The following is a 20,302-nucleotide window of genomic DNA, read 5'->3' on the forward strand; positions in this document are numbered from 1 at the left end:
TTCTCCTTCTCGATATATCTATACCGTAGATGCGTATTCGGGGCGATGAACGTATTTTCACTCCTGAATCGCACCTCTCTGATCCCGGACTTGAATCGGTTTCAGGGAACGCTCTTACCGCCCCCGACCGTATGGTTCAGTGCATGTCTGATTACGAACTGCCGCCGCTTCCGTACGAGTACGACGCGCTGGAACCGCATATCTCCGAACAGGTGCTGACGTGGCATCACGACACGCACCACCAGGGGTACGTCAACGGCTGGAACAGCGCCGAGGAGACGCTGGCGGAGAACCGCGAGAACGGCGAGTTCGGCGACTCGCCGGGCGCGATCGGCGACGTGACCCACAACGGGTCGGGGCATATCCTGCACGACCTGTTCTGGCAGTCGATGAGCCCCGAGGGCGGCGACGAGCCGTCGGGTGCGCTCGCGGACCGCATCGCGGAGGACTTCGGCTCCTACGACGCCTGGAAGGGCGAGTTCGAGGCCGCTGCCGGCGCTGCCGGCGGCTGGGCGCTGCTGGTGTACGACTCCTACAGCAACCAACTGCGTAACGTCGTGGTCGACAAGCACGACCAGGGCGCGCTCTGGGGGAGCCACCCCATCCTGGCGCTGGACGTCTGGGAGCACTCCTACTACTACGACTACGGTCCCGCGCGTGGTGACTTCATCGACGCGTTCTTCGAGGTCGTCGACTGGGAGGAGCCCGCTGCCCGCTACGAGCAGGCCGTCGAACTGTTCGAGTAAACCAGTCACGTCGACGAGTGACCGGCAGCAGTCCTTGGACTGCTGCTCGGAACTCGGCGCTGCGATTGGCCCGCCCGCTTCGGCCCTCTCCGCGTTGCCCGGATCGACCCCCGGACGACGCGGGCACTCTCGACGCGCCTCGTGCGGCGAGGCGAACGACGGTTGGCACCCTCTCGCCGCCGGACGCGTCCTTCGTGGTATCGAGCTAGCTACCCGATCTTCCTGCGAGAGAGTTAATCGTCCGCCGTGTACGCGCCGCTCCGGTGTTCGATGTGGTGGATCTCGAGAACGTGGTCGTCGTGATCGAGGGTGCAGGCGAGTCGATACTGCCCGACCCGGAGCTTCTCGAACGGCCCGCCCGCGAGCGGTTCGAGGTAGTCCGTGGCTCGCGCCACTGGTCGTCGACGATCTCGTCCAGTTTCGAGACGATCCGGTCCTGAACGTGGTACTCCTGCTTCTCGAACTGCTCGGCGGCTCGCGGCGTGAACTTCCAGATCCAGCCCTCACTCCCCATCGTCGTCCATCATCGCGAGAACGTCCTCGCGGGAGACGAGTTCGGCCTCACCCGACCGGAGCTCGTGCTCGCTGGCCGCGATCTGCTTCCACCCCTCACGCGAGAATTCGGGATGCTTGACGGCATCACGGGCCGCGTACCGCAGGAACTCGCTTCGGGAGTTGAACCCCTGTTCCTTCCACGTCGTGTCGATGTCGTTGAGGAACGCTTCGGTGAGCCGGAGGTTCACCTGGACCGTCTCGGGTTCGTCGTCGGTGGGAGTATCCGCTTCGGACATATGTGTCTGCTTTACGCACGTATCCCAATAACCGTTTTCCCGGAGTCGGCTCCGATTTCGTGCTAGAACGAGAGATGTGAGGTCGAACTCGGTCCCTCGTCGTCGTCCAGTCCGCCGTCCTGCAGGTAGGTGTAGCCGTCGTCGACGAGGAACACGTCGCCGTCCTCGACCGCGACCTCGACCGGACGGAGCGACGAGCCCGCAGCGGGGCCGTTGCTGCAGTCGCCTTCGCAGGCGTCGAACAGCGACCCGTGTTTCGGGCAGATGATCTCGCCGGCGCGCAGCGCCGCGCCGTCGCCGCGGTCGAACCGCTGGTCCTCGTGGGGGCAGTTGTTGAGCCACGCCTCGACGCCGGGGTCGTCGTCGCAGGGCACGAGGATCGCCTCGCGCTCGTTGGTGAACGCGTCCTCGACGCTGAACAGGTACGAGCCGTTCTCGGGGATCGAATCCACGGACGTGACACGCGCTCCGTCGCTCATCGAGGAGGGGTCGCGGCGGTCGGCCAAAAGCATGGCGTCGTCGGACTCGATCGAGCCTCGCCGCCGAGGGTGATCGACCGTGATGGTTTAGGCCGACCGAAAAGAATATGATTGTTTAGGCGAGCCAAAAACCATGGTACGTCAACGGCCGACGAGGCGGGAGTACTTGACGATGGGCGGGGCAGTCACCGTCAGTGGACTACTCGCGGGCTGTAGCGGCGGCGACTCGACGCCGACCGGGGATGGCTCGTCCAGTGAAACGACGACCGGAACGGCGACGGCGGGGAGTGACGGGAGCTACACCGTGTCGATGGCGCCGATGGGTGCGGTCACCTTCGACGCCGTCCCGGAGACGGTGTTCACCCGGCTGACCCACCTCGCCGGCATGGCGTTCGCGCTCGGGAAAGGGAACGACGTGACTGCGATGCACGCACCGGGGTACTACGACGCGCTGTGGAACCAGTTCACCCCGCAGCTGCCGGGCGTGAAGCTCGACTGGTCGGGTAGGTACTCCTCGTGGGAACCCAGCAAGGAGAAGCTCTACGAGCTCGACAGCGACGTCCATCTCGCCGATCCGGCGAGCGTCGCGGCGACAGGCTGGAGCCGCGACGACCTCGAGGAGGTGGCGACGAACGTCGGCCCGTGGTTCGGCAACCAGTACAGCGACACCCACGCGACGCCGCCTGACGGCTGGGCCGACCAGTACGAGTACTACGACCTCTGGACGATGTTCGAGAAGGTCGCCGCCGTCTTCCGGGAGGAGGCACGCTACGAGTCGCTCGCTGCGATCCACGACGACCTGCTCGGGACGATCGAGGACGGGCTCCCCTCGTCGAGCCGGCGGCCGACCGTGACGCTCGCAGGGATGACCGACGTCGAAGCACCGTACGTCTACAAAACCGATCAGCCGGGGATCCTCTCCTCGCACGTTCGCCCGCTGGGTGCGCGCGGGGCGTTCGGCGACGACACCGAATCCGGCGCGCAGGTCGACCTCGAAGCGATGCTCGAAGCCGACCCGGACGTGATCCTCGCGCTGGGCGGGATGCATCCCGACACCGACGTCGTCGCGATCAGGGAGAACCTCGCGGAACACCCTGTTGGAGCCGAACTCACGGCCGTCCAGAACGACCGAGTGTACGCACAGGGCGCGCGCTATCAAGGGCCGATCCTGAACCTCTTCCAGCTGGAGATGACTGCGAAACAGATCTACCCCGAGGTGTTCGGCGAGTGGCCGACGTACGAGTCCGGGTCGTACCCCGAGATCCCCCGGGACGAACAGCTGTTCGACCGCGAGCAGGTCGCATCGGTTATCGTCGACGGCGCGGACGCGTAACGCCCGATCCGGAACTGCCGATGCGTTCGCCGTCGGTATCGCCCCCGACCACCGTCGCCGTTCCGCTTTTCCCTCCCTTGACCGTACAGTAAACCACCGATGACCGAGTTCTCCATCGACGCCGACTGGGCGACGCAGTACATCGATGGCGAGTTCGTCCCGAGCGAGAGCGGCGAGACGATCGACGTCGAGGACCCCTCGACCCGCGAGACCGTCACCGAGGTCCCCGCCGGCGTCGAGGCCGACGTCGACGCCGCCTACGAGGCCGCCGCCGAAGCGCAGGAGTCGTGGGCCGAACAGCCGCCCGCGCGGCGCGAGGAGGTGGTTCGGAACCTTCTCGACGCCATCGAGAACCACGAGGAGGAGATCACGTCGCTGCTGAGCCACGAGGTCGGCGGCTCGCCCGCGATGGGCCACACGTCGATCCAGATCGCCACCGACCACGCGAGCGAGGCGGCGACGCTCCCCCGGCGGATGAAGGGCGAGACCGCCGAGTCGAACGTCCCGGGGAAGGAGAACCGCCTCTACCGCGAGCCCGAGGGCGTGGTGACGGTGATCTCGCCGTGGAACTTCCCGCTGAACCTCTCGATGCGGGCGGTCGCGCCCGCCATCGCCGCCGGCAACAGCGTCGTGCTGAAACCCTCGACGAACTCCCCGATCACGGGCGGACTGCTGTTCGCGAAACTGTTCGAGGCGGCCGGCCTGCCCGAGGGCGTGCTGAACGTCGTCGTCGGCCGGGGGAGCGAGATCGGCGACCGCGTCGCCAGCCACCCCGAGAGCGACGTGGTGGCGTTCACCGGTTCGACCGAGGTTGGCCGCCACGTCGCCAGTCTCGCGGGCGAGAACCTCGCGGTGCCGGCGATGGAGTTGGGGGGCAACAACGCCCACGTCGTCACGGGCGACGCCGACCTCGACCGCGCGATCGACAGCGCGACCTTCGGCAGCTTCGTCCACCAGGGCCAGGTGTGTATCTCGATCAACCGCCACATGGTCCACGAGAGCATCTACGACGAGTACGTCGAGCGCCTGACCGAGCGCGCCGAGGAGCTGCCGGTCGGGAGCGCACACGAGGAAGACACCGTCGTCGGCCCGATCATCGACGAGTCCCAGCGCGAGGAGATGCTCGACTACGTCGAGCGGACTGTCGAGGCCGGGGCAACCCTCGAGACCGGCGGCGAGACAGTCGACATCGAGGGTGTCGACGACTCGCTGGTCGTCGCGCCGACGGTGCTCTCGGACGTGGAGAACGGGATGGCCGCGGCGTGTAACGAGCACTTCGGCCCCATCGCGCCCGTGATCCCGTTCTCGGACGTGGAGGAGGCGATCGAACTCGCGAACGACACGGAGTACGGGCTCTCGGGCTCGGTCCACGCCGGCGACCTCGCGGTCGCCGAGGAGATCGCTCACGGGATGGAGACCGGCAACGTCCACATCAACGACCAGCCGATCAACGACGAGGCCCACGTCCCCTTCAGCGGGATCGGCGCCTCCGGCGTCGGCGACTACAACAGCGACGCGTTCCTCGACGAGGTCACCCAGACGAAGTGGATCTCCGTCCAGAAGGAGCCCCGCGACTACCCGTTCTGAGGTCGGGGACGCGAAGCGTTCGGTAGCGTCGACGACCACCCGACTCTCGCCGCTAGAGAGGGAGAGGGACCACTGTTTCCGGTGCTCTCGCTCTCGTGGAGTGGACGGGCCGAGTCGACGGCGCGGTTCGCGCCCCGACTCAGGAAGGAAGACTGCCGTACGGACTTCCCGACCACACCCCTGATCAATCCGTCCGTATCCAACGGCCGTTCGCGCCGACATCCCCACCGCCCGCGGCGGGAAAGCACTGGAAACGCTGGTGTCTCTCTCCTCTCTCGCGACGGACTAACACCGTCTCTCCGTCTCGCTGGCTGAACCTCTCACACCGCCAACGTAATGGTGGGGCCGCCGTACTCTCCCGTCGATGAACGCCGACGACGCGGCCGCGACGGCGAGCGACGTGATCGACGAACTCGCCGCCGCGGTCGTCACCGACCGCTCGTTCCTCGAAACCGTGCTGACCGGCGTGCTCGCCCGCGGCCACGTCCTGCTCGAGGACGTCCCCGGCACCGGGAAGACGCTCGCGGCCCGGAGCCTCGCGGGCGCACTGAACCTCTCGTTCACCCGGATCCAGTTCACCCCCGACCTGCTGCCCGCGGACATCACCGGCTCGAACGTGTTCGACGAGGCCGCCGGCGAGTTCACGTTCGCCCGCGGGCCGGTGTTCGCGAACGTGGTGCTGGCCGACGAGATCAACCGCGCGCCGCCGAAAACGCAGGCCGCTCTCCTCGAAGCGATGGGCGAGGGCCAGGTCTCCGTCGACGGCGAGACGTACTCGCTGCCCGAGCCGTTCGTCGTTGTCGCGACCCAGAACCCCGTCGAGCAGGAGGGCACCTTCGGGCTGCCGGAGGCACAGCGCGACCGCTTCATCGTGAAAACGTCGATGGGCTACCCCGACTTCGACGGCGAGATGGAGCTGATCGACCGCCGTGCGGGCCGCACACAGTCCGTTCCGAGCGTCTCCCCCGTCGCCGACGAGGAGACGATTCGTGACCTCCGTTCGGTCCCCGAGACCGTCACCGCCGCTGACAACGTCCGGGAGTATCTCGTGAAGCTCGGCCGGGAAACCCGGGAACACCGGCACGTCTCCGTCGGCGTCTCGCCGCGGGGGATCCAGCACCTGTTCGAGGCCAGCCGCGCCTACGCCACCCTCCAGGGCCGGGAGTACGTCGTGCCGGACGACGTGAAACGCATCGTCGGCGACGTGTTCCCCCACCGGCTGGTGCTCACTGCGGAGGCCGAGATCGAGGGCGTCGAGCCGAGCGACGTGCTGGACGACGTGAAGCGACAGGTGCCCGTGCCCGCGATGGACGCCTGATCAGCGCGCGAGCGCCAGGCTCGCGAGCACCGCCACACCGATCGCGGCGAACAGCGCGAGCACGGCCGCCGTCTCGGCCGCCAGCGACACCGACGGGGTCCTCGACGTCGCGGCGAGCGCGGCGGCGACGGTCACCCCGCCGATCAGGGCGGCCGTGAGCGCCCGGACGAACTGCACGGCCAGCGACGGCGCCCGGCGCCCCACGTCCCGGCCGAGATCGACGCCGAACCCGCCGAGATCCCAGACGACGACGGCGCCGACGACGGCGCCCAGCGCCGGGAGCAGCGGCGCGCCGACGGCGGCCGCGAACCCGCCGGTCACGAGCAGGCCCGCGGCCGCGAGCGCGTGGCCGGTGTGCCGGCCGGGAACGACCCGGAACGCCATCCCGAGGCGGAGCAGCCCCAGCGTTATCACCGCGGCCACGCCGCCGAGCGCGATCAGCCCGACCGCGACGACCTCGCCGGAGTAGTAGTCGATAACCGTCCCAGCCTGTTCGAGGACGGTCGACGCGACCGAGGCGGGGAGGGTAGCCTCCAGGCGGCCGAGCACGACGTTCAGGATCGTCTCGTGAGCGACCCAGCCGACAGCGAGCGCCGCGCCGCCGCCGACAAGCGGCGCGACCCGGCTCAGATAGCGGCGAACGCCGGAGCGGTGGAGGCGGCGAAGCAGTTTCACCGCGACGACGACGGCGACACTCACGGCGATCAGTCGGAGCGAGAGCCGGCGGACGACCTCCGCGGTCGCGAACAGGCCCAGCAGGTCGGCCGCGACGGGCGGGAGCCGTCCCCAGAGCTCCGTCCACGCCGATCCGAGCAAGCGACGCGCGCCGAGGAGGACGATCCCGACGACGACGCCGATCTGGGCGGCGTTCAGCGCGGCGAGCAGGCGCTCGAACAACCGCAGTGCGATCTCGTCGTCGTCGCTCCGGTCGTCGAGCAGTTCGGCGATCGGGAGCGCGGTCAGGGCGGCCCGCAGCGCGAGCAGCGACAGCGAGCCGATCAGGAGAACCGTCCCCAGGGGCGGCGTCAGCGCGGTCTCGGGGAACAGCGACGGGAGCTCCTCGGGCAGCGGCAGCGCCGAGAGCGGCTCGAGCTCCTCCTCCTTCCGCACCGTGTTCCCCACGAGACCGCCGGCGACGACGACGAGCAGCAGCACGCCGACGGAGCTGCTCCGGGCGGCCGTCGTGACGCTCCCGCGGTCGACCGCGTCGCCCGGGATCGCGGCCGCGCCGAACGCCGCGAGCGCGACGCCGAGCCCGACGAACACCGCACCCTGCGGCGCGAAGCCGGCGAACTGCGCGACGCCGACGTAGCCGAGCCCGGCGACCAGCAGCACGCCGGAGAACGGGGCGACGACGACGCTCGCCAGCGTCCAAACCGGCGTGAACCGCTCACGGGTCGCCAGCCAGATCACGCCCGCGAAGCCGGCGGCGCCGACAGCGGCGATCGAGAGCGCGTCGAGCGAGCCGAGCGCGTCCGCGAGCAGCCAGCAGCCGACGGCGACGATCAGCACCGCGAGCGTGGCGCCGGCCCGGGGCGGCCGCCAGTTGCTCGCCGGCGGCGCGGCCGCCCACTCCTCCTCGACGGACGGCTCGTCGGCGTCGGAATCGACCGCCATCACCGGCCACCTCTCTCGATCGCGGCGGCGACGGCCGACAGCGACCGATCCGCCGGCCAGTCGATCACCCGATCACAGACGCCGCGGGCCTCCCTGAGCCGCGTCCGCCGGCGCGCGCCGGCGAGCCGACCGCCCGCACTCCCGTCGCCAGTCGGGTCCGGCGAGAGCAGCGTCGGCCCGTTGCCGAGCACTGCTGCGCGTTCGGCGTACGAGAGCGGGACGCGATCCACGAGCGGCGACACGACCAGTAGCTCCGCCCGTTCAGGGAACTGCGCGATCAGCGACGACACGGTCCGGTCGTCCACTTCGCTCTCGCCCTCGATCAGCGACTGTCGCCACGCGCGATCAGCTGCGGTCCGCTCCGCGGCCGTCTCGGCGGCGGCCTCGAACACGGCGTCGGCGGCGCGGCGCCCGGCCTCCGCCGCGGTGTTCTCGACCCAGATCGCGTCGCCGGCGGTCCGGACCGACACGTCCACGTGGCTCCCGTCGACGCCCAGCACTGCGAGTGAGACACGGTGGCCCAGCGCGCGGTAACGCTCCACCGCTGCCTCGGCCGCGTACGCCGCGTACTCCGCGCCCGTGGGGTGGGTCGGCGCCGCCGAGCGCCGCGTCGGCGGGCGGACGTCGAGCAGGACGACCTCCCGGGCCGCGCGCTCCTGGCGGAACTCGGTGGTGACGAGGTCGCCGGATTTGGCGTACTGGCGCCAGTTCACCCGGTTGCGGGCGTCGCCGGCCCGGTACTCGCGGGTGGAGTGGAACTCCAGCCCCTCGCCCGCCTGGTCGCTCGTCGTCACACCGGTCCGGAGTCGGGTCGCCCGATCCAGTCCGGCGAGCGCGGCCGGATCGGTGCAGTCGACCGAGTCCGCCCCGCCGACCGTCGCGGAGAGGGACGCGATGTCGGTGCCGAGCAGCGAGCGCGCGAGCAGGCGAGCGTCGCCGAACGCGAAGTCCCCGCGCTTGGCGACGACGGTGTAGGAGAACTCGGTGGTCGACCCCGGGCGGAGCGCCACCGACGCGCGGGGGGAGCCGTCGGTCACGGCCAGTTCTTCGGGCACGCCGTCGACGATCCGGAGGTCCGGCAGCACCGAGTCGCCGGTGTTCGTGACCGACACCGTCACCTCGACGGGGTCGCCCGGGGTGAGCCGGTGGTCGTCGACGCGGCGTTCCACGTCGACCGAGAGATCGCTCGGGAGGGTGGAGAGCGCCGCGTAGCCGACGTAGGCGAACGGGGCGGTCGCGGCGGCGACCAGCGCGGGGTCGGCGTAGAACAGCCCCAGCGCGAGCAGGAAAAAGCCGGCGAGCAGCCAGACGCTCCAGCGCGAGGCGCGGCCGACCCGGTGGCGGAGCGTGAGCGTGGAGTGGCTCGCCGTCTCCTCATCTGGCGACTCCGTGGCCGGTTCCGTTTCAGCCCCGGCGCGCTCGCCCCCGTCTGCCTCCGTCCCGTCGGCCGACCGCTCGGCTGCCTCACTCATCGTTGCCCTCCGTCGTCGTTTGGACGGCCTGTTCCGGCGCCGACGCCAGTTCGGCGACGGCGTCGACGCTCCGGCGCAGTCGGCGGCGCCCCTCCGCGCCCTCGTCGAGCCAGCCGCGTAGGCGGGCAAGCAGCGGAATCGGCGCTGCATCGCCGAGGAAGCCGGCCGCCAGGTCGTCGTCGGTCCACTCGCCCTGCTTGACTCGCTGTCGGGCGTCCTCGTGGCTCTCGCCGGCGACCCGGAGCGCGTCGACCGCGGTCTTTCGCAGGTCGTGCCGCAGGTCCCGCGCGCCGTCGAGCGACGCCACGTCACCGATGGATCGGTCGGCAGTGTACCCCGAGATGGTCGCGGGGTCGACGTTGGTCGCCTCCGGCGGACGCTCGTCGGCACCGACCAGTTCGGGCGCGCGGTCGCTGCTCGACTCCGCCCGGATCGCGACCACCAGCGCTGCGACCGCGGCGACCAGTCCGACGGCGAACAGGAGGAGCTGGTCGGTCTCGAACGACTCGACTACCTCGTAGACAGGCACGAGTGCTGCCTCCGCCGGCGCGAGCAGCTCCGGAGCCACCACCAGCGCGGCGGCGCCGGCCAGCACGGCAAGCAGCAGGGTACTGATCAGCCCGCGCCAGAGCAGGCGTCGCGTTCTCACGCCGACTCACCCCCGTCGCCGGCCTCGCTCCTCTCACGTTCGAGCGAGTCGACCGCCTCCTCGGCGGCCTCCTGCCGGCTCGCGGGGTCGGCGCCGCCGTAGGCCACCTCGCGGTAGGCGTCGCGCAGGCGCTCGACCGGGCCCGCCGGGAGGTTCACGTCATCGACAGCGATCCGGGCGACTTCCCCGGGTGTCAGCGTCCGCACCCGCCGGAGCGGGAGCATCGCGACGAACCGCCGCCACGCGTCGCGAACGCGTTCGCGCGCCGCCGCCGTCTCAGGGTCTTCGGGCGCCGATTCCGTCGAACCCTCGGTGTCGACGGCCGCCTCGGTGGCCCGGGAGGCGACCACCCACGCCCGGACTCTCCCCGGGAGCGCACGGACGCTCGCGACGACTCCCCGTGCCCACGCCGTGACAGCGTTTGCGACGATGCGGGCGACCTCCCCGGGCGTCTTGCTCCGGGCCCGGAGCTCGCGGGCGAGCTCGACGAGTCGTTCGGCGACACGCCTGACGCCGTCGACGACGGCGCCGACACCCCGGCTCAGCGTGTCCGCGATCGAGACCAGCCCGATCACGAGCAGCCGGTAGCTCCGGCCGAGCGTTCTCGCTGCGATCCCGAGCACGCTTCGGGGCGTGATCCCGCGCCGGTAGGCACCGCCGAACAGCGCGACGGCACCGACGAGCAGTCCGGCCACGATCCCGCCGAGCGTGGTGTACAGTCCGGTGATCTCCGTCTCGGCGCGCTGGCCGTGGGCCGTCGCCGTGAACGTCACCGCGTCCGCCAGCGGGAGGCGGCGGGTCGCCGTCCCGCCGACGCCGGTCGTGCCCGCGTCCTCGCCGCCGACAGCGAGGCTCGCGTTGCCCACCGACTCGCCGTCGAGCGTCGCGTTCAGCGTCACCGGCGCGTACGGCACCGCCACGGGCCAGCCGACGCTGGCGGTCAGATCGAGCGACCGGATCGTCACGGTCCGGTCGCCGCTGACGCTCCCGCGTTCGACGGCGTACTCGTACTCGCCGGGCTCGCTCGGGAGCCGGAGGTCGAACCGCCCGCGGTCGTCGGTGCGGCCGATCCGTTCGCCGTCCCGAAGCACCACCGCGTCGCGAACCGGCACGTCGTCGACGGTCGCGACCAGCGTCACCGCGGCGTCGCTGCGCAGCTCGCCGGCGAGCGAGACCGAGGCGTTGGTGTCCAGCGTGTAGCTGGTGTTCTCCGCCGTCTGGACGGTGTACCCGTCGATCGCGAAGCGGCCGTCGGCCAGCGACGGCACGCCGCCCGCCGAGTCGGTGCGGACGGTGACGTCGAGGCGGTCGGTGTAGGGGACCGTCCCGACGACGGTGCCGTTGGCGTCGGTGGTCCCGATCGAATCGCCGTTGAACAGCACCTCCGCGCCCTCGACCGGTTCGCCGTCGCGAGTGACCGTCAGTTCGACGGTCGCGCCGGGGACGGCACTCCGGTTGAGCGAGACGTCCAGCGACGGTTCGGTGGTCGTCGCCGTGGGCGTCGGTGTCGGCGTTGCGGTCTCGGTCCCCGTGGTGGTCTCAGTCTCGGTGCCCGTCCCCTCGACCGGGATCGCCGTCGAGGTTTTCGTCCCCTCGGCAGCCGTCGGCGCCGAGGTGGGCGTCCCTTCGGTCGGTGTTTCGCCGAGCGCCGCCTGCTCTGCCTCGGTCCGATCGTCAGCGGGGGTCGGATCGAACCGAACCCAGCCGACCTCGGGGAAGTACACTTCCACCCACGCGTGCGCGTGCATTCCCCGGACGGTGTACTCGTCGGGGCCGGTCTGCTCGCCGGTCGCGTAGCCGACGACGTAGCGGGCGGGGACGTCCTGGCTCCGGAGCATCGTCGTCATCGCGGTCGCGAAGTACTCGCAGTAGCCGCGGTCCATCTCGAACAGGAACTCCGAGGTGATCGTCCCCGCCTCGGGGTCGTGGCTCGCGTTCAGCGAGTACGACTTGTTGCGCTCCAGCCAGGCCTCGATCGTCGTCGCGGTCTCGTAGGGGGTGCTCGCGTTAGCGGTGAGTTCGTCGGTGAAGTTCGCGACCCGAGCGGTGTCCTCGCGGGTGGGGAGCGCGGCGTACGTCGACGCCACGTCCGCCGGGTAGTCGGTGCCCGCGGTTCGGAGTAGCGCCGGATCGTCCGGTGGCGCGACCGACTGGGCCGTGTAGCTGGTGCCCGCGGGAACGGGCTGGCTGCTCGAGATGGCCCGCTCCGGCCCCAGGCGGATCGCGTCGTCGTCGAGCGAAATGTCCGTCGGGCGCCAGACCGTCGGCAGCCCCGTCGCGGAGCGTTCGAGCGTCACCGCGTAGCCCACGCGCTCGCCCGCCGCGCCCTCGACCGGGATCGGCCCGTCCAGCGGCGTCGACTCGCCGGTCCGCTCCCAGCCCTGTCCGGTGTAGCTGTCGTACGCGCCGGTCCGCCAGTACGCCGGCGTGTCGCTCCGGACGGTGAAGTGGACCTCCCGGTTCAGACTGCTGTACGGGTTGGTCGGCGACCCCGGGGCGCCGCCGGCCTGGACCTGATCACCGGGTGAGAGGGCGCCGAGCCCGCCGAACCCGCCGATACCGCTTCCGCCGGCACCGCCTCCACCGCCCCCGCCGGCGCTCTCCCCCCCTTCGAGCGGCTGGTCGAGGTTGAACTGCGCGGCCGGCCCCGTCTCGCCGGCGAACGCCGGAAGTGCGACGCTGGCGACCAGAACGGCGGCGACACAGAACAGCGTCAGCAGCGCTCGCCACCAGCCACGCCCCGACCCCAGCTCGACGGCTCCGTCCTCGCTCACGTCTCTGCCACGATACATTAGCTCTCCCAACATGAATGATGCGGTGGGGGCTCCGGGGTACGTGCCAACCGTTGCCAATGTTGTTCGAGACGACTGCCGACGAGGCGATGCAGCGCGAGTAGCCGCACAGTCGAGCAACCCTTTTACTCGTGCCCGCCCTGGAATCCACAGATGCAACGGGAGTCGGTGCTTCGCGTCGATCTCACCCGCGGGGTGGCCGCCGAGGAGCCCGTGCCCGAGCAGTGGCGCCGGCGCTACCTCGGCGGGAAGGGGCTCGGCGCGCGCTACCTCTACGAGGAGCTGTCGGCCGACGCCGACCCGCTGGGGCCGGAGAACCGCCTCTGTTTCGCGCTCGGCCCGCTCTCGGGCTACCTCCCGGGCGAGACGCGCTACGCCGCGGTGACGAAGTCGCCGCTGACCGGGGGGTTCCTCGACTCCTACGCGGGCGGGCAGTTCCCGCTCGCGCTCGCCGGCGCGCTGCCGAACTGTCTGGCCGTGATCGTGCAGGGTGTCGCCGACGAGCCGACGACGCTCGTCGTCGAGGACGGCGAGGCCGAACTCGTGCCGGCCGAGAACTGGGGCGCCGACACCGTCGAGACGGCCGAGGCGTACCCCGACGCCAGCGTCGCCTGTATCGGCCCGGCCGGCGAGAACGAGGTCGCCTACGCGACCGTGGCCTCCGACGCCGGCGACCACCACGCGGGCCGCGGCGGCGTCGGCGCCGTGATGGGTGCGAAGCGGCTGAAGGCGGTCGTCGCCCGCGGCGATCGGCCCGAGATCCCGCCCGCGATCGAGGAGCTACGCGAGCGGACCGACGCCGAATACGCGGACCACGCGACCGGTCGCTGGCAGGCAGCGAGCGGAACGCTCGAGTCCGTCGAGTTCGCCGACGAGGTCGGCGCGCTCGCGACCGAGGGCTGGCAGGCCGGCCGGTTCGAGGGGAGCGAGGGCGTCGGTATCGGCGCCGCGCGCGACGCCGCCATCGAGCGCGAGCGCGAGGACGACCGCGTGCCCGGAGGGTTCCGGGTCGACACCGAGGAGGGCGAGAGCGTCCCCCGCGGTGCGGCGCCGATCAGCCTCGGCGCGGGGCTCGGCATCGACGACTTCGACGCCGTCGCGGCGCTGGGCGCGGCGTGTGACCGTCTCGGCGTCGACGTGATCGAGTCCGGCAGCGCCGTCTCCTGGACCGTCCTCGCGTCGGAGGCCGACGTCGTCGACGAGTCGGTCGAGTTCGGCGACGAGGACGCCGCACGCGACCTCGTCGAACGGATCGCCCGCCGGGAGGACCCCCTTGCTGACGCGCTCGCGGGGGGCGTGGCCGAGGCGGCCGATTTCGCAGGAAAGGACGGCGACAACAGTGCGGCCGACGAAGCCGAGGACGAGCTCTCGGGCGAGGAACTGGTGCCGACGGTGAAGGCGATGGCGCTGCCGGGGTACGACCCCCGCGGTGCCGAGGGGATGGCGCTGGCCTACGCTACCAGCGACCGCGGCGGCTGTCACCGCCGCGCCCGCCCCGTCGAGGAGGAGGTGTTCCACGACCGGACCCGCGAGGAGACCGTTCGCGAGGTCGCGGAGGCCCAGACCGCCCGCTCGGTGCTCTGGAGCCTCGTCGCCGACGACTTCCTGGGCGACGTGCTCCGGGAGGATCTCGGCGCGGAGTGGCTCCGCGCGGTCGGCATCGAGCACGACGCGGCGTCGCTGGCCCGGACCGGCGACCGGATCTGGACGCTGATCCGGCTGTTCAACGCCCGCGAGGGGTTCGACCGCGCGGACGACGAACTGCCCGCCCGCCTGCGACAGGCCCGCGAGGACGGCGCCGTGATCGACCCCGCGGAGTTCGAGCGCACGCTCGACGCCTACTACGAGTACCGCGGCTGGGGGCGTGACGGCCTCCCGACCCGCGAGTTGGTCGCGGCGCTCGATCTCGAAAGCGTGATCGACGCCGAGACGCCGCTCTCGACCGACGCCCCGGCGACGCCAGCCGGCGACGCGACAGCACCCGACGACACACAGACAGAATGACCGACAGGATCGATCTCGACGACGTCGAACAGTCCGACGAGGAGCGCGAGGAGGACCGGCCCAACCCGGGCGACTGGCTCTGGAAGGGCGAAGGGTCGCCCGACGACGAGCCAGAGGCCCCCGACCGGACGGTGGATATCGGCGCCGACGACTTCGACGCCGACGGCGCCGCGACGCCGCGCATCCCGCGGGAGAACGACGACAAGCCCGTCGGCGTCCCCGTCGAGGGCGGCGGCGCCGGCGGCGCCGCGGCGAGTTCGGGCGAGAAACCGACCGGTGGCGTGCCGTCGAACGATAGCGACGACGGGAGTGGGGAAAGCGATGGGAGCGATGAGAGCGACGACCCCGCGAACACCGGCGACACGCCCAGCCGCGCGTGGGGGGAGGCGGCGCAGGAGCACGGCGCCTCCGGCGACGCGACCGAAGCCGATGCCGATACCGCGAAGCCCGGAACGCCTGAGGGCGGCGACGGCCCGACCCCGAGCGCGAGTCGGACGAGCGCCGGCGGCCACTCCCGCGGGGAGGAGTGGGAGAACGCTCAGCCGGTCAAGCAGCCCGAATCGACGCCCGGCGCGGCCTCCCACGGCTCCGCGTCGACGGGGAGCGTGGACATGACGATGGCGTTCTCGTACCGTGCGATCCGGCGGTTCGAGAACGTCCACGCCGTGCTGGCCGACGCCGAGAACTGGACCGACTACCTCGGCATCGTCGGCGACGTGGACGCGACGGTGATCAACAAGTATCAGCGAGACAACACTCTGGATCTGGACTTCTTCAACGGCTCCGGCACGGGGCCGGCCGAACGGCTGGACGCCGTCGGGCCGAACTCGATGTTCTACGCCGAGCGGATGGTGCTCGTCGGCGTCGACGAGCGCGAGCAGGCGTGGGCCCAGGAGGCCGACTGGGAGTTCGTCCCGCTCGAGACTGCCGCCGAGGAGGCCGGCTGGGCGCTGGACGGGAACTGACCGCCGCCGACCCGTGGGTTTTTGGCCCGACGGATCGATGAACCCCGTATGAGCCTCAGAGAAGCGTTCGGGCAGTCGCAGTTCCTGACGGTGGTGATCCTGGCAGCGATCGCGTGGCTGCTGTTCAGCGTCAGCCGCGTGCTGGGTCAGTTCGACTTCTGGGGGAGTGAGACGGTCGGCATGACTCCCGGCGCGGGGATCGTCGGCGTGCTCGTGATGGTCGCCACGCTCGTGTTCACGGCCGCGCTGCTGGGCGCGTTCGGACACGACGAGCCGGCGCCGGACACCTGGCCGCCCGAAGACGCATAATGCAGTACGTCTGTACCGAGTGTGACTCCATGGCCCGGTTCGGCGCCGCGACCGGCTCCGTGGACACGGAGTGTCCGGTCTGTGAGGAAGTCACGCGCTGGGAGCCCGCCTTCGAGGGCGAGGCCCAGGGGGTGTCGTTCTGATGGCGCTGCAAGTGAGCATCGGCGATCGACTCGCCGACGCCGCGTCGGAGTGGGGCGACCAGCGAATGCTCGACGACGACGAGGCGCTGGAGCAGAAGCTCGAACAGGCGCTGCTGGAGGTCGAGCATCTCGCCTCCGGCACGACCGAGATCGAGTTCGAACTCGAGGAGCGGACGCTCCACTACGCGCCCAGCGACGAACTGGCGGAGCTGCTCGAGGAGCAGGCCGAGCGCGTCGACGCCGATCCGGCGGCGGTGCTCGAGCTCCATCTCGAACTGTTCGCCCGGACGTTCCTCCCGGACGACTCCGTCCAGCCCGGGGCCGGCCCGGGCGCGCCGGCCGATGACTGGTGAGGGAAAACGACTAAGCCCTCCCGGTTCCAGTGTCTCCCCATGGTTAACAGGGACAGCGGCTGGCGGCCGGACGGCGCGATGGACGCGTTCGGCGGCTACGAGATCTGGGAGTACAACGTCGGCCCTCACGAGGTCAACGTCGGCGAGGTCGACGGCTCGATCGACTTCGAGAAGTACGAGGGGGAGGACGAGTTCCCGACGTCGGTCGACGAACTCGACGACGACGACGAGTAACGCGGTCGATTTCTTTCGGTTTTCGGTTTCGTTTGGGTTGGGAGTGGCTTCTCTAGCGGTGTTTGGTTCTTCACCGGTAGATCGCTTCGGGGTGGTTGATCTGTTGGCTACTGGAACAGCGACTAGTGCTTGACCTCCACGGGTGCGGTGTGGCTGGGGTTTGATCCGTTGGTTACTGCAACAGCGACCGCGACAGCATCTCGAGGCTAGACCACTTGCGACCGCACTGCCCCGCACAGCCCTCACACCTCCCCAGCCGATTCGCTCGCTTTCGCTCGCTCATCCCTCGCGCGCTCGTTCGCGCACGGAGGCGCTCACGTCGCGCACCACCGCGGCTGCGGTGCGGTACGCGGTGGACGCCTCGCGCTCGCCAACGGTCGGCGAGGCGGGCGAGAGCCGCAGGCTCTCGCTGCTTCCCGCTTGCTTCGCTCGCGGGAACGCGGGGGGAGGGGTGGGGATTCCATGCTGCGCCGGGCCTCGTGCCCGGCGCCCTGCGGTCACAAGTGGTCATGCTTCGAGGCGCTGTCGCGGTCACGGTTGCTGTCTCAGAAGTCAACGATCGAGATGCTGTTGCCGTCGCGGTTGCTGTCTCAGTGATCTACGATCGAGATACCGTCGCTGTCGCGGGTACTGATCACGTTATCAACGATCAAACTGCGTACTCCTGATCCCACTCCCAGAAGCAACGCACGACGAAAAACCACGAAAACCCGACTTACAGCAACTGCGCGACGATCTCGTCCTCGAACGCCGCGGTCCCGGCGGCGATGCGCGCCCCGGCGATGAACAGCGGCTCGTCGGTCTCCTCGACGATGTGGTCGGTGAACGCCTCCAGCCACGTCAGCAGGTGCTCGTCGAGGAACACGCGCTCGAAGCCGACCGTCTCGTCCTGGCCGGCGCGCTGGCGCTCGATCAGGTTCCGCAGGAACGCGAACTCCACGGCGATGTGGTCGTTCTCCTCGCCGTACTCCTCCGGGGGGTTCCAGCCCGCGGCGTCGTAGCTGGCCTCCACGTCGGCTAGCCCCTCGCCGATGAAGTCGGTGCCGTCCCGGTAGTACGTCTCGTGGGGGAGCACCTCCGGCCGGGGGCCGACCATCACCGCAGTGTACTCCCGGGCGAGCTCGTCGACCACCTCGTCGACGTCGCGGCCCTGGTTCTGCTCGACGAACTCCTCCAGCGCGTCGAAACCGGCGTCGAGGTAGTCGTTGACCTCCTCGCCCGGCGTCTCGATCTCGCCCGCGAGCAGGCGCTCCACGAACGCCTCGTCGGGCGTGTCGTGGAACACTTCGATCACGAAGTCGACCAGTTCGATGCGTGCGTCGTAGACGGCGTTGTCGTCCATTAGTTACCCCTGGAAAACGATCTTCGCGCGGCACTCGTCGCAGTACTCGAAGATGCTGTGCTCGGTGTCGCCGGCGACGCCCTCGACGAGGTCGCCCACCTCGTCGCGGACTTTCTCCATCGACCCGCGGCTGGTAAAGGGCGTGCCACAGCGGACACACTCGAGCATCTCGCCCTCGAACACGGGCTCCCACTCCTCGCCGTCGCGGTTCTCCGGCAGGCGCGAGCGCTCGAGGCCGGCCTCGATGGTGATGGCCCCCTCGGGACAGCCGCTCTCACAGAGCCCGCAGTTCACGCAGTCCGCGTGGTTGAACTGGAGCTCCCCGTCGCTGGAACGCTGGATCGCGTCCGTGGGACAGAGCGCCGAACACGTCGGGGTGAGGTTGCAGTCGTCCGAGACTTCCATCCGGCCGAACGTGTCCAGCCCGCGGATCACGTCGCGTTCGGGCTCCGTCTCCTCGATGATGGCCCGCAGCGACTCCAGCGCCCAGTCGTGAGTGGTGAACGGCTCGCGGGGGGAGTCCGGCCGGCCCGTCCCAGTCGCCTCGTACTCGCCGGTCGGGAGCGGCGAGGGCTCAAGATCCTCGACGAACTCGTCCAGTTCGTCCGCGAAGGCGGTCGGATCGTCGCCCTCGGGGGCGAAGAAGGCGGTCCGCGAGCCGAGTTCGAGATCGCCGGTGGCGACGTTCATCCGGTCGACCAGTTCCGCCTTCGGGTCGGGGCCGGAGTGGAGACACGCGTCGCCACAGCCCACGATGGCGACGCCGTCGGCGCCCGCCGCGAGCGCGTGGAGCACCTGCGCCTCGCCTACCGTGTCCGTACAGTTCACGCGAACTGGGAGGATCGGTTGGTAGGCGACGTCCTCGCCGCGGCCGGCGCGGCGCCCGTAGCTCGAAAGCGCGTCGGCGGCCTGCTCCGAGCAGACGAACGCGATCACGGGCGAGTCGATGCCCGTGTCGCCGCCGAAGAAGTTCGAGAGCCGGCCGCCCTCCTCGATGTCCAGCAGCGACTCCACTTCCCGCGCCAGCCGCTTGTTCGTCGGCTCGCGGAGTTCGACCGCGCCCGTGGGACACGAGGAAGTACACGCCCCACAGTCCATGCAGGCGGTCTGGTCGAACTCGACTTCGTCCACCGATGGTCGGGAGACGGCTTCGTGCGGGCACGCGTCCGTACAACGCGTACAGCCCTCGACGCCGGAGTCGCCCGAGGCACAGAGATCCATGTCGATATCGAGGTGCTGGGGTTTGCTGATCCCGCCGAGCTGGCTCTCGACGGCCGCGGCGACGCCGCCGTCGAAGTGCGAGAAGTAGCCGAGTTGGCCGCCCCGCGCCCGCGTCGGGCCGCCGGGGTAGACGACCTGGTCGGCCTCGATCGTCCGCTCGACGCCCTCGGGTTCGATGGCGTCGACCGGACAGCAGTCGAGGTAGTCGCCGTCCGGCGCGTCCGGCGCGATGTCGACCGGGTAGGAGCTGACTACTCCGTCGGGCCCCTGCTTCACACACTCCATACAGCCGATACAGTCCTCGGTGACGCGGGTCTCGACGGCCAGTTCGAACTCGCCGAACGAGCCCGAGAGGTCACGGAGCCGGCCGCGTTCGACGTCGACGTCGTCGAGGTCGTGGTCCGGGTCGCCGAACTCCTTGCCGTTGGCGAGCAGCGTCACGTCGGCGCGTCCCGAGAGCGACGCGGCGGCGGCGGCGTCGCCGACGACCACGACGTGGTCGCCGGCTTCCTTCGACACCGTCCGCGAGGGCGACTCCTCGCGCAGGCCGGCGACGGTCGCGTCGATGGTCCGGGCGGTCTTCTCGGTGGCTTCGGGGGTGTCGTGGACCCAGCCGGAGCCCTCGCGGTGGTCGACGAACGCGGTAGCGTCGGGGTGGAGCCCCTGCGCCTCGGCCATCTCGCGGATCCGCTGCTGGCAGCCGGCGTCGGGGGCGGTCGCCACCACGTGATCGAGGTCGTACTCCTCGACGACGGCCGCCGCTTTCCCGAGGCCGTCGCCACACAGGTGGCTCGCGCTGGCGACCACCTCGACGTCGTCGTCGCCGACGCCCTCCCTGACGCCCGCCGCGTCGATGGCGTCGGGGGCGCCGCAGTCGCAGACGAACGCGCCTACCTTCATCGTCCGAGCGCTTACCCACCCCTCCCAATAGGGCTTGCGACACGGGC

At 70.4% G+C, this 20,302-nt stretch carries 18 protein-coding genes and 1 pseudogene; 10 read left to right on the forward strand and 9 right to left on the reverse strand.

What is annotated here, in order from left to right:
• Positions 1 to 143 precede the first annotated feature (143 nt).
• Positions 144 to 746 carry a superoxide dismutase gene (gene sod, locus B4589_RS00970; RefSeq protein ID WP_079232500.1) on the forward strand — a complete coding sequence of 201 codons (603 nt, stop codon included), beginning with the start codon at positions 144 to 146 and terminating at the stop codon, positions 744 to 746.
• A gap of 233 nt (positions 747 to 979) precedes the next feature.
• On the opposite strand, the pseudogene B4589_RS18475 reads toward sod, so the two are convergent.
• The 3 genes and pseudogenes from B4589_RS18475 to B4589_RS00985 all read right to left on the reverse strand — a co-directional run bounded on the left by B4589_RS18475 (position 980) and on the right by B4589_RS00985 (position 2,016).
• A pseudogene (locus B4589_RS18475) lies at positions 980 to 1,260 on the reverse strand (type II toxin-antitoxin system RelE/ParE family toxin).
• On the reverse strand, positions 1,250 to 1,537 hold the full coding sequence (locus B4589_RS00980; protein WP_079232501.1) for a ribbon-helix-helix domain-containing protein: 288 nt from the start codon (positions 1,535 to 1,537) through the stop codon (positions 1,250 to 1,252). The pseudogene B4589_RS18475 and the gene B4589_RS00980 overlap by 11 nt, the downstream one beginning before the upstream one ends.
• A gap of 62 nt (positions 1,538 to 1,599) precedes the next feature.
• A complete protein-coding gene (locus B4589_RS00985) occupies positions 1,600 to 2,016 on the reverse strand; it encodes a Rieske 2Fe-2S domain-containing protein (protein ID WP_079232502.1) in 417 nt (138 codons plus the stop codon).
• Positions 2,017 to 2,149: 133 nt separating this feature from the next.
• Here B4589_RS00985 and B4589_RS00990 point away from each other — a divergent pair, with 133 nt between their 5' ends.
• From B4589_RS00990 to B4589_RS01000, 3 genes are all read left to right on the forward strand, one after another.
• Positions 2,150 to 3,349, forward strand: a complete 1,200-nt coding sequence (locus B4589_RS00990; RefSeq protein ID WP_079232503.1) for an ABC transporter substrate-binding protein — start codon at positions 2,150 to 2,152, stop codon at positions 3,347 to 3,349.
• 99 nt (positions 3,350 to 3,448) lie between these two features.
• Complete coding sequence (locus B4589_RS00995; RefSeq protein WP_079232504.1) at positions 3,449 to 4,936, forward strand: aldehyde dehydrogenase family protein; 1,488 nt, start codon at positions 3,449 to 3,451, stop codon at positions 4,934 to 4,936.
• 364 nt (positions 4,937 to 5,300) lie between these two features.
• Positions 5,301 to 6,254, forward strand: coding sequence for a MoxR family ATPase (locus B4589_RS01000; protein WP_079232505.1), 954 nt, complete (start codon positions 5,301 to 5,303; stop codon positions 6,252 to 6,254).
• On the opposite strand, the gene B4589_RS01005 is transcribed toward B4589_RS01000, so the two are convergent.
• Genes B4589_RS01005 through B4589_RS01020 form a run of 4 tightly spaced genes read right to left on the reverse strand, consistent with a single transcriptional unit; the run spans position 6,255 to position 12,766 of the window.
• Positions 6,255 to 7,871, reverse strand: coding sequence for a hypothetical protein (locus B4589_RS01005; RefSeq protein ID WP_079232506.1), 1,617 nt, complete (start codon positions 7,869 to 7,871; stop codon positions 6,255 to 6,257).
• Positions 7,871 to 9,343: a DUF58 domain-containing protein gene (locus B4589_RS01010; RefSeq protein WP_158081122.1), complete on the reverse strand. Its 1,473-nt coding sequence runs from the start codon at positions 9,341 to 9,343 to the stop codon at positions 7,871 to 7,873. Before B4589_RS01010 ends, B4589_RS01005 begins: the two co-directional genes overlap by 1 nt.
• Positions 9,336 to 9,992, reverse strand: a complete 657-nt coding sequence (locus B4589_RS01015; protein ID WP_158081123.1) for a hypothetical protein — start codon at positions 9,990 to 9,992, stop codon at positions 9,336 to 9,338. The genes B4589_RS01010 and B4589_RS01015 overlap by 8 nt, the downstream gene beginning before the upstream one ends.
• Positions 9,989 to 12,766, reverse strand: coding sequence for a transglutaminaseTgpA domain-containing protein (locus tag B4589_RS01020; RefSeq protein WP_158081124.1), 2,778 nt, complete (start codon positions 12,764 to 12,766; stop codon positions 9,989 to 9,991). Before B4589_RS01020 ends, B4589_RS01015 begins: the two co-directional genes overlap by 4 nt.
• A gap of 171 nt (positions 12,767 to 12,937) precedes the next feature.
• On the opposite strand from B4589_RS01020, the gene B4589_RS01025 reads away from it, so the two are divergent.
• The 6 genes from B4589_RS01025 to B4589_RS01050 are packed head-to-tail and all read left to right on the forward strand — an operon-like array spanning position 12,938 to position 16,792.
• Positions 12,938 to 14,788, forward strand: a complete 1,851-nt coding sequence (locus B4589_RS01025) for an aldehyde ferredoxin oxidoreductase family protein (protein ID WP_079232509.1) — start codon at positions 12,938 to 12,940, stop codon at positions 14,786 to 14,788.
• Positions 14,785 to 15,753: a hypothetical protein gene (locus B4589_RS01030; RefSeq protein WP_079232510.1), complete on the forward strand. Its 969-nt coding sequence runs from the start codon at positions 14,785 to 14,787 to the stop codon at positions 15,751 to 15,753. Before B4589_RS01025 ends, B4589_RS01030 begins: the two co-directional genes overlap by 4 nt.
• 48 nt (positions 15,754 to 15,801) lie before the next feature.
• Complete coding sequence (locus tag B4589_RS01035; RefSeq protein WP_079232511.1) at positions 15,802 to 16,062, forward strand: hypothetical protein; 261 nt, start codon at positions 15,802 to 15,804, stop codon at positions 16,060 to 16,062.
• Positions 16,062 to 16,205: a hypothetical protein gene (locus tag B4589_RS01040; protein ID WP_158081125.1), complete on the forward strand. Its 144-nt coding sequence runs from the start codon at positions 16,062 to 16,064 to the stop codon at positions 16,203 to 16,205. The genes B4589_RS01035 and B4589_RS01040 overlap by 1 nt, the downstream gene beginning before the upstream one ends.
• A complete protein-coding gene (locus tag B4589_RS01045; protein ID WP_079232512.1) occupies positions 16,205 to 16,558 on the forward strand; it encodes a hypothetical protein in 354 nt (117 codons plus the stop codon). The genes B4589_RS01040 and B4589_RS01045 overlap by 1 nt, the downstream gene beginning before the upstream one ends.
• Before the next feature lie 39 nt (positions 16,559 to 16,597).
• Positions 16,598 to 16,792 (forward strand): hypothetical protein, encoded by a 195-nt coding sequence (locus B4589_RS01050; protein ID WP_079232513.1) that lies wholly within the window; start codon positions 16,598 to 16,600, stop codon positions 16,790 to 16,792.
• 715 nt (positions 16,793 to 17,507) lie between these two features.
• Here B4589_RS01050 and B4589_RS01055 read toward each other — a convergent pair.
• A complete protein-coding gene (locus B4589_RS01055) occupies positions 17,508 to 18,134 on the reverse strand; it encodes a molecular chaperone (protein WP_079232514.1) in 627 nt (208 codons plus the stop codon).
• Between the two features lie 3 nt (positions 18,135 to 18,137).
• Positions 18,138 to 20,255: a 4Fe-4S dicluster domain-containing protein gene (locus B4589_RS01060; RefSeq protein ID WP_079232515.1), complete on the reverse strand. Its 2,118-nt coding sequence runs from the start codon at positions 20,253 to 20,255 to the stop codon at positions 18,138 to 18,140.
• Positions 20,256 to 20,302 lie beyond the last annotated feature (47 nt).

It is taken from the genome of Halolamina sp. CBA1230 (assembly GCF_002025255.2).
Taxonomy (GTDB): Archaea; Halobacteriota; Halobacteria; order Halobacteriales; family Haloferacaceae; genus Halolamina.

Bases quoted from the DNA above. Each gene is read 5' to 3' on its own strand.
- sod (WP_079232500.1), top strand. From the start codon at position 144: ATGTCTGATTACGAACTGCCGCCGCTTCCGTACGAGTACGACGCGCTG.
- B4589_RS00980 (WP_079232501.1), bottom strand. From the start codon at position 1,537: ATGTCCGAAGCGGATACTCCCACCGACGACGAACCCGAGACGGTCCAG.
- B4589_RS00985 (WP_079232502.1), bottom strand. From the start codon at position 2,016: ATGAGCGACGGAGCGCGTGTCACGTCCGTGGATTCGATCCCCGAGAAC.
- B4589_RS00990 (WP_079232503.1), top strand. From the start codon at position 2,150: ATGGTACGTCAACGGCCGACGAGGCGGGAGTACTTGACGATGGGCGGG.
- B4589_RS00995 (WP_079232504.1), top strand. From the start codon at position 3,449: ATGACCGAGTTCTCCATCGACGCCGACTGGGCGACGCAGTACATCGAT.
- B4589_RS01000 (WP_079232505.1), top strand. From the start codon at position 5,301: ATGAACGCCGACGACGCGGCCGCGACGGCGAGCGACGTGATCGACGAA.
- B4589_RS01005 (WP_079232506.1), bottom strand. From the start codon at position 7,871: ATGGCGGTCGATTCCGACGCCGACGAGCCGTCCGTCGAGGAGGAGTGG.
- B4589_RS01010 (WP_158081122.1), bottom strand. From the start codon at position 9,343: ATGAGTGAGGCAGCCGAGCGGTCGGCCGACGGGACGGAGGCAGACGGG.
- B4589_RS01025 (WP_079232509.1), top strand. From the start codon at position 12,938: ATGCAACGGGAGTCGGTGCTTCGCGTCGATCTCACCCGCGGGGTGGCC.
- B4589_RS01030 (WP_079232510.1), top strand. From the start codon at position 14,785: ATGACCGACAGGATCGATCTCGACGACGTCGAACAGTCCGACGAGGAG.
- B4589_RS01035 (WP_079232511.1), top strand. From the start codon at position 15,802: ATGAGCCTCAGAGAAGCGTTCGGGCAGTCGCAGTTCCTGACGGTGGTG.
- B4589_RS01040 (WP_158081125.1), top strand. From the start codon at position 16,062: ATGCAGTACGTCTGTACCGAGTGTGACTCCATGGCCCGGTTCGGCGCC.
- B4589_RS01045 (WP_079232512.1), top strand. From the start codon at position 16,205: ATGGCGCTGCAAGTGAGCATCGGCGATCGACTCGCCGACGCCGCGTCG.
- B4589_RS01050 (WP_079232513.1), top strand. From the start codon at position 16,598: ATGGTTAACAGGGACAGCGGCTGGCGGCCGGACGGCGCGATGGACGCG.
- B4589_RS01055 (WP_079232514.1), bottom strand. From the start codon at position 18,134: ATGGACGACAACGCCGTCTACGACGCACGCATCGAACTGGTCGACTTC.
- B4589_RS01060 (WP_079232515.1), bottom strand. From the start codon at position 20,255: ATGAAGGTAGGCGCGTTCGTCTGCGACTGCGGCGCCCCCGACGCCATC.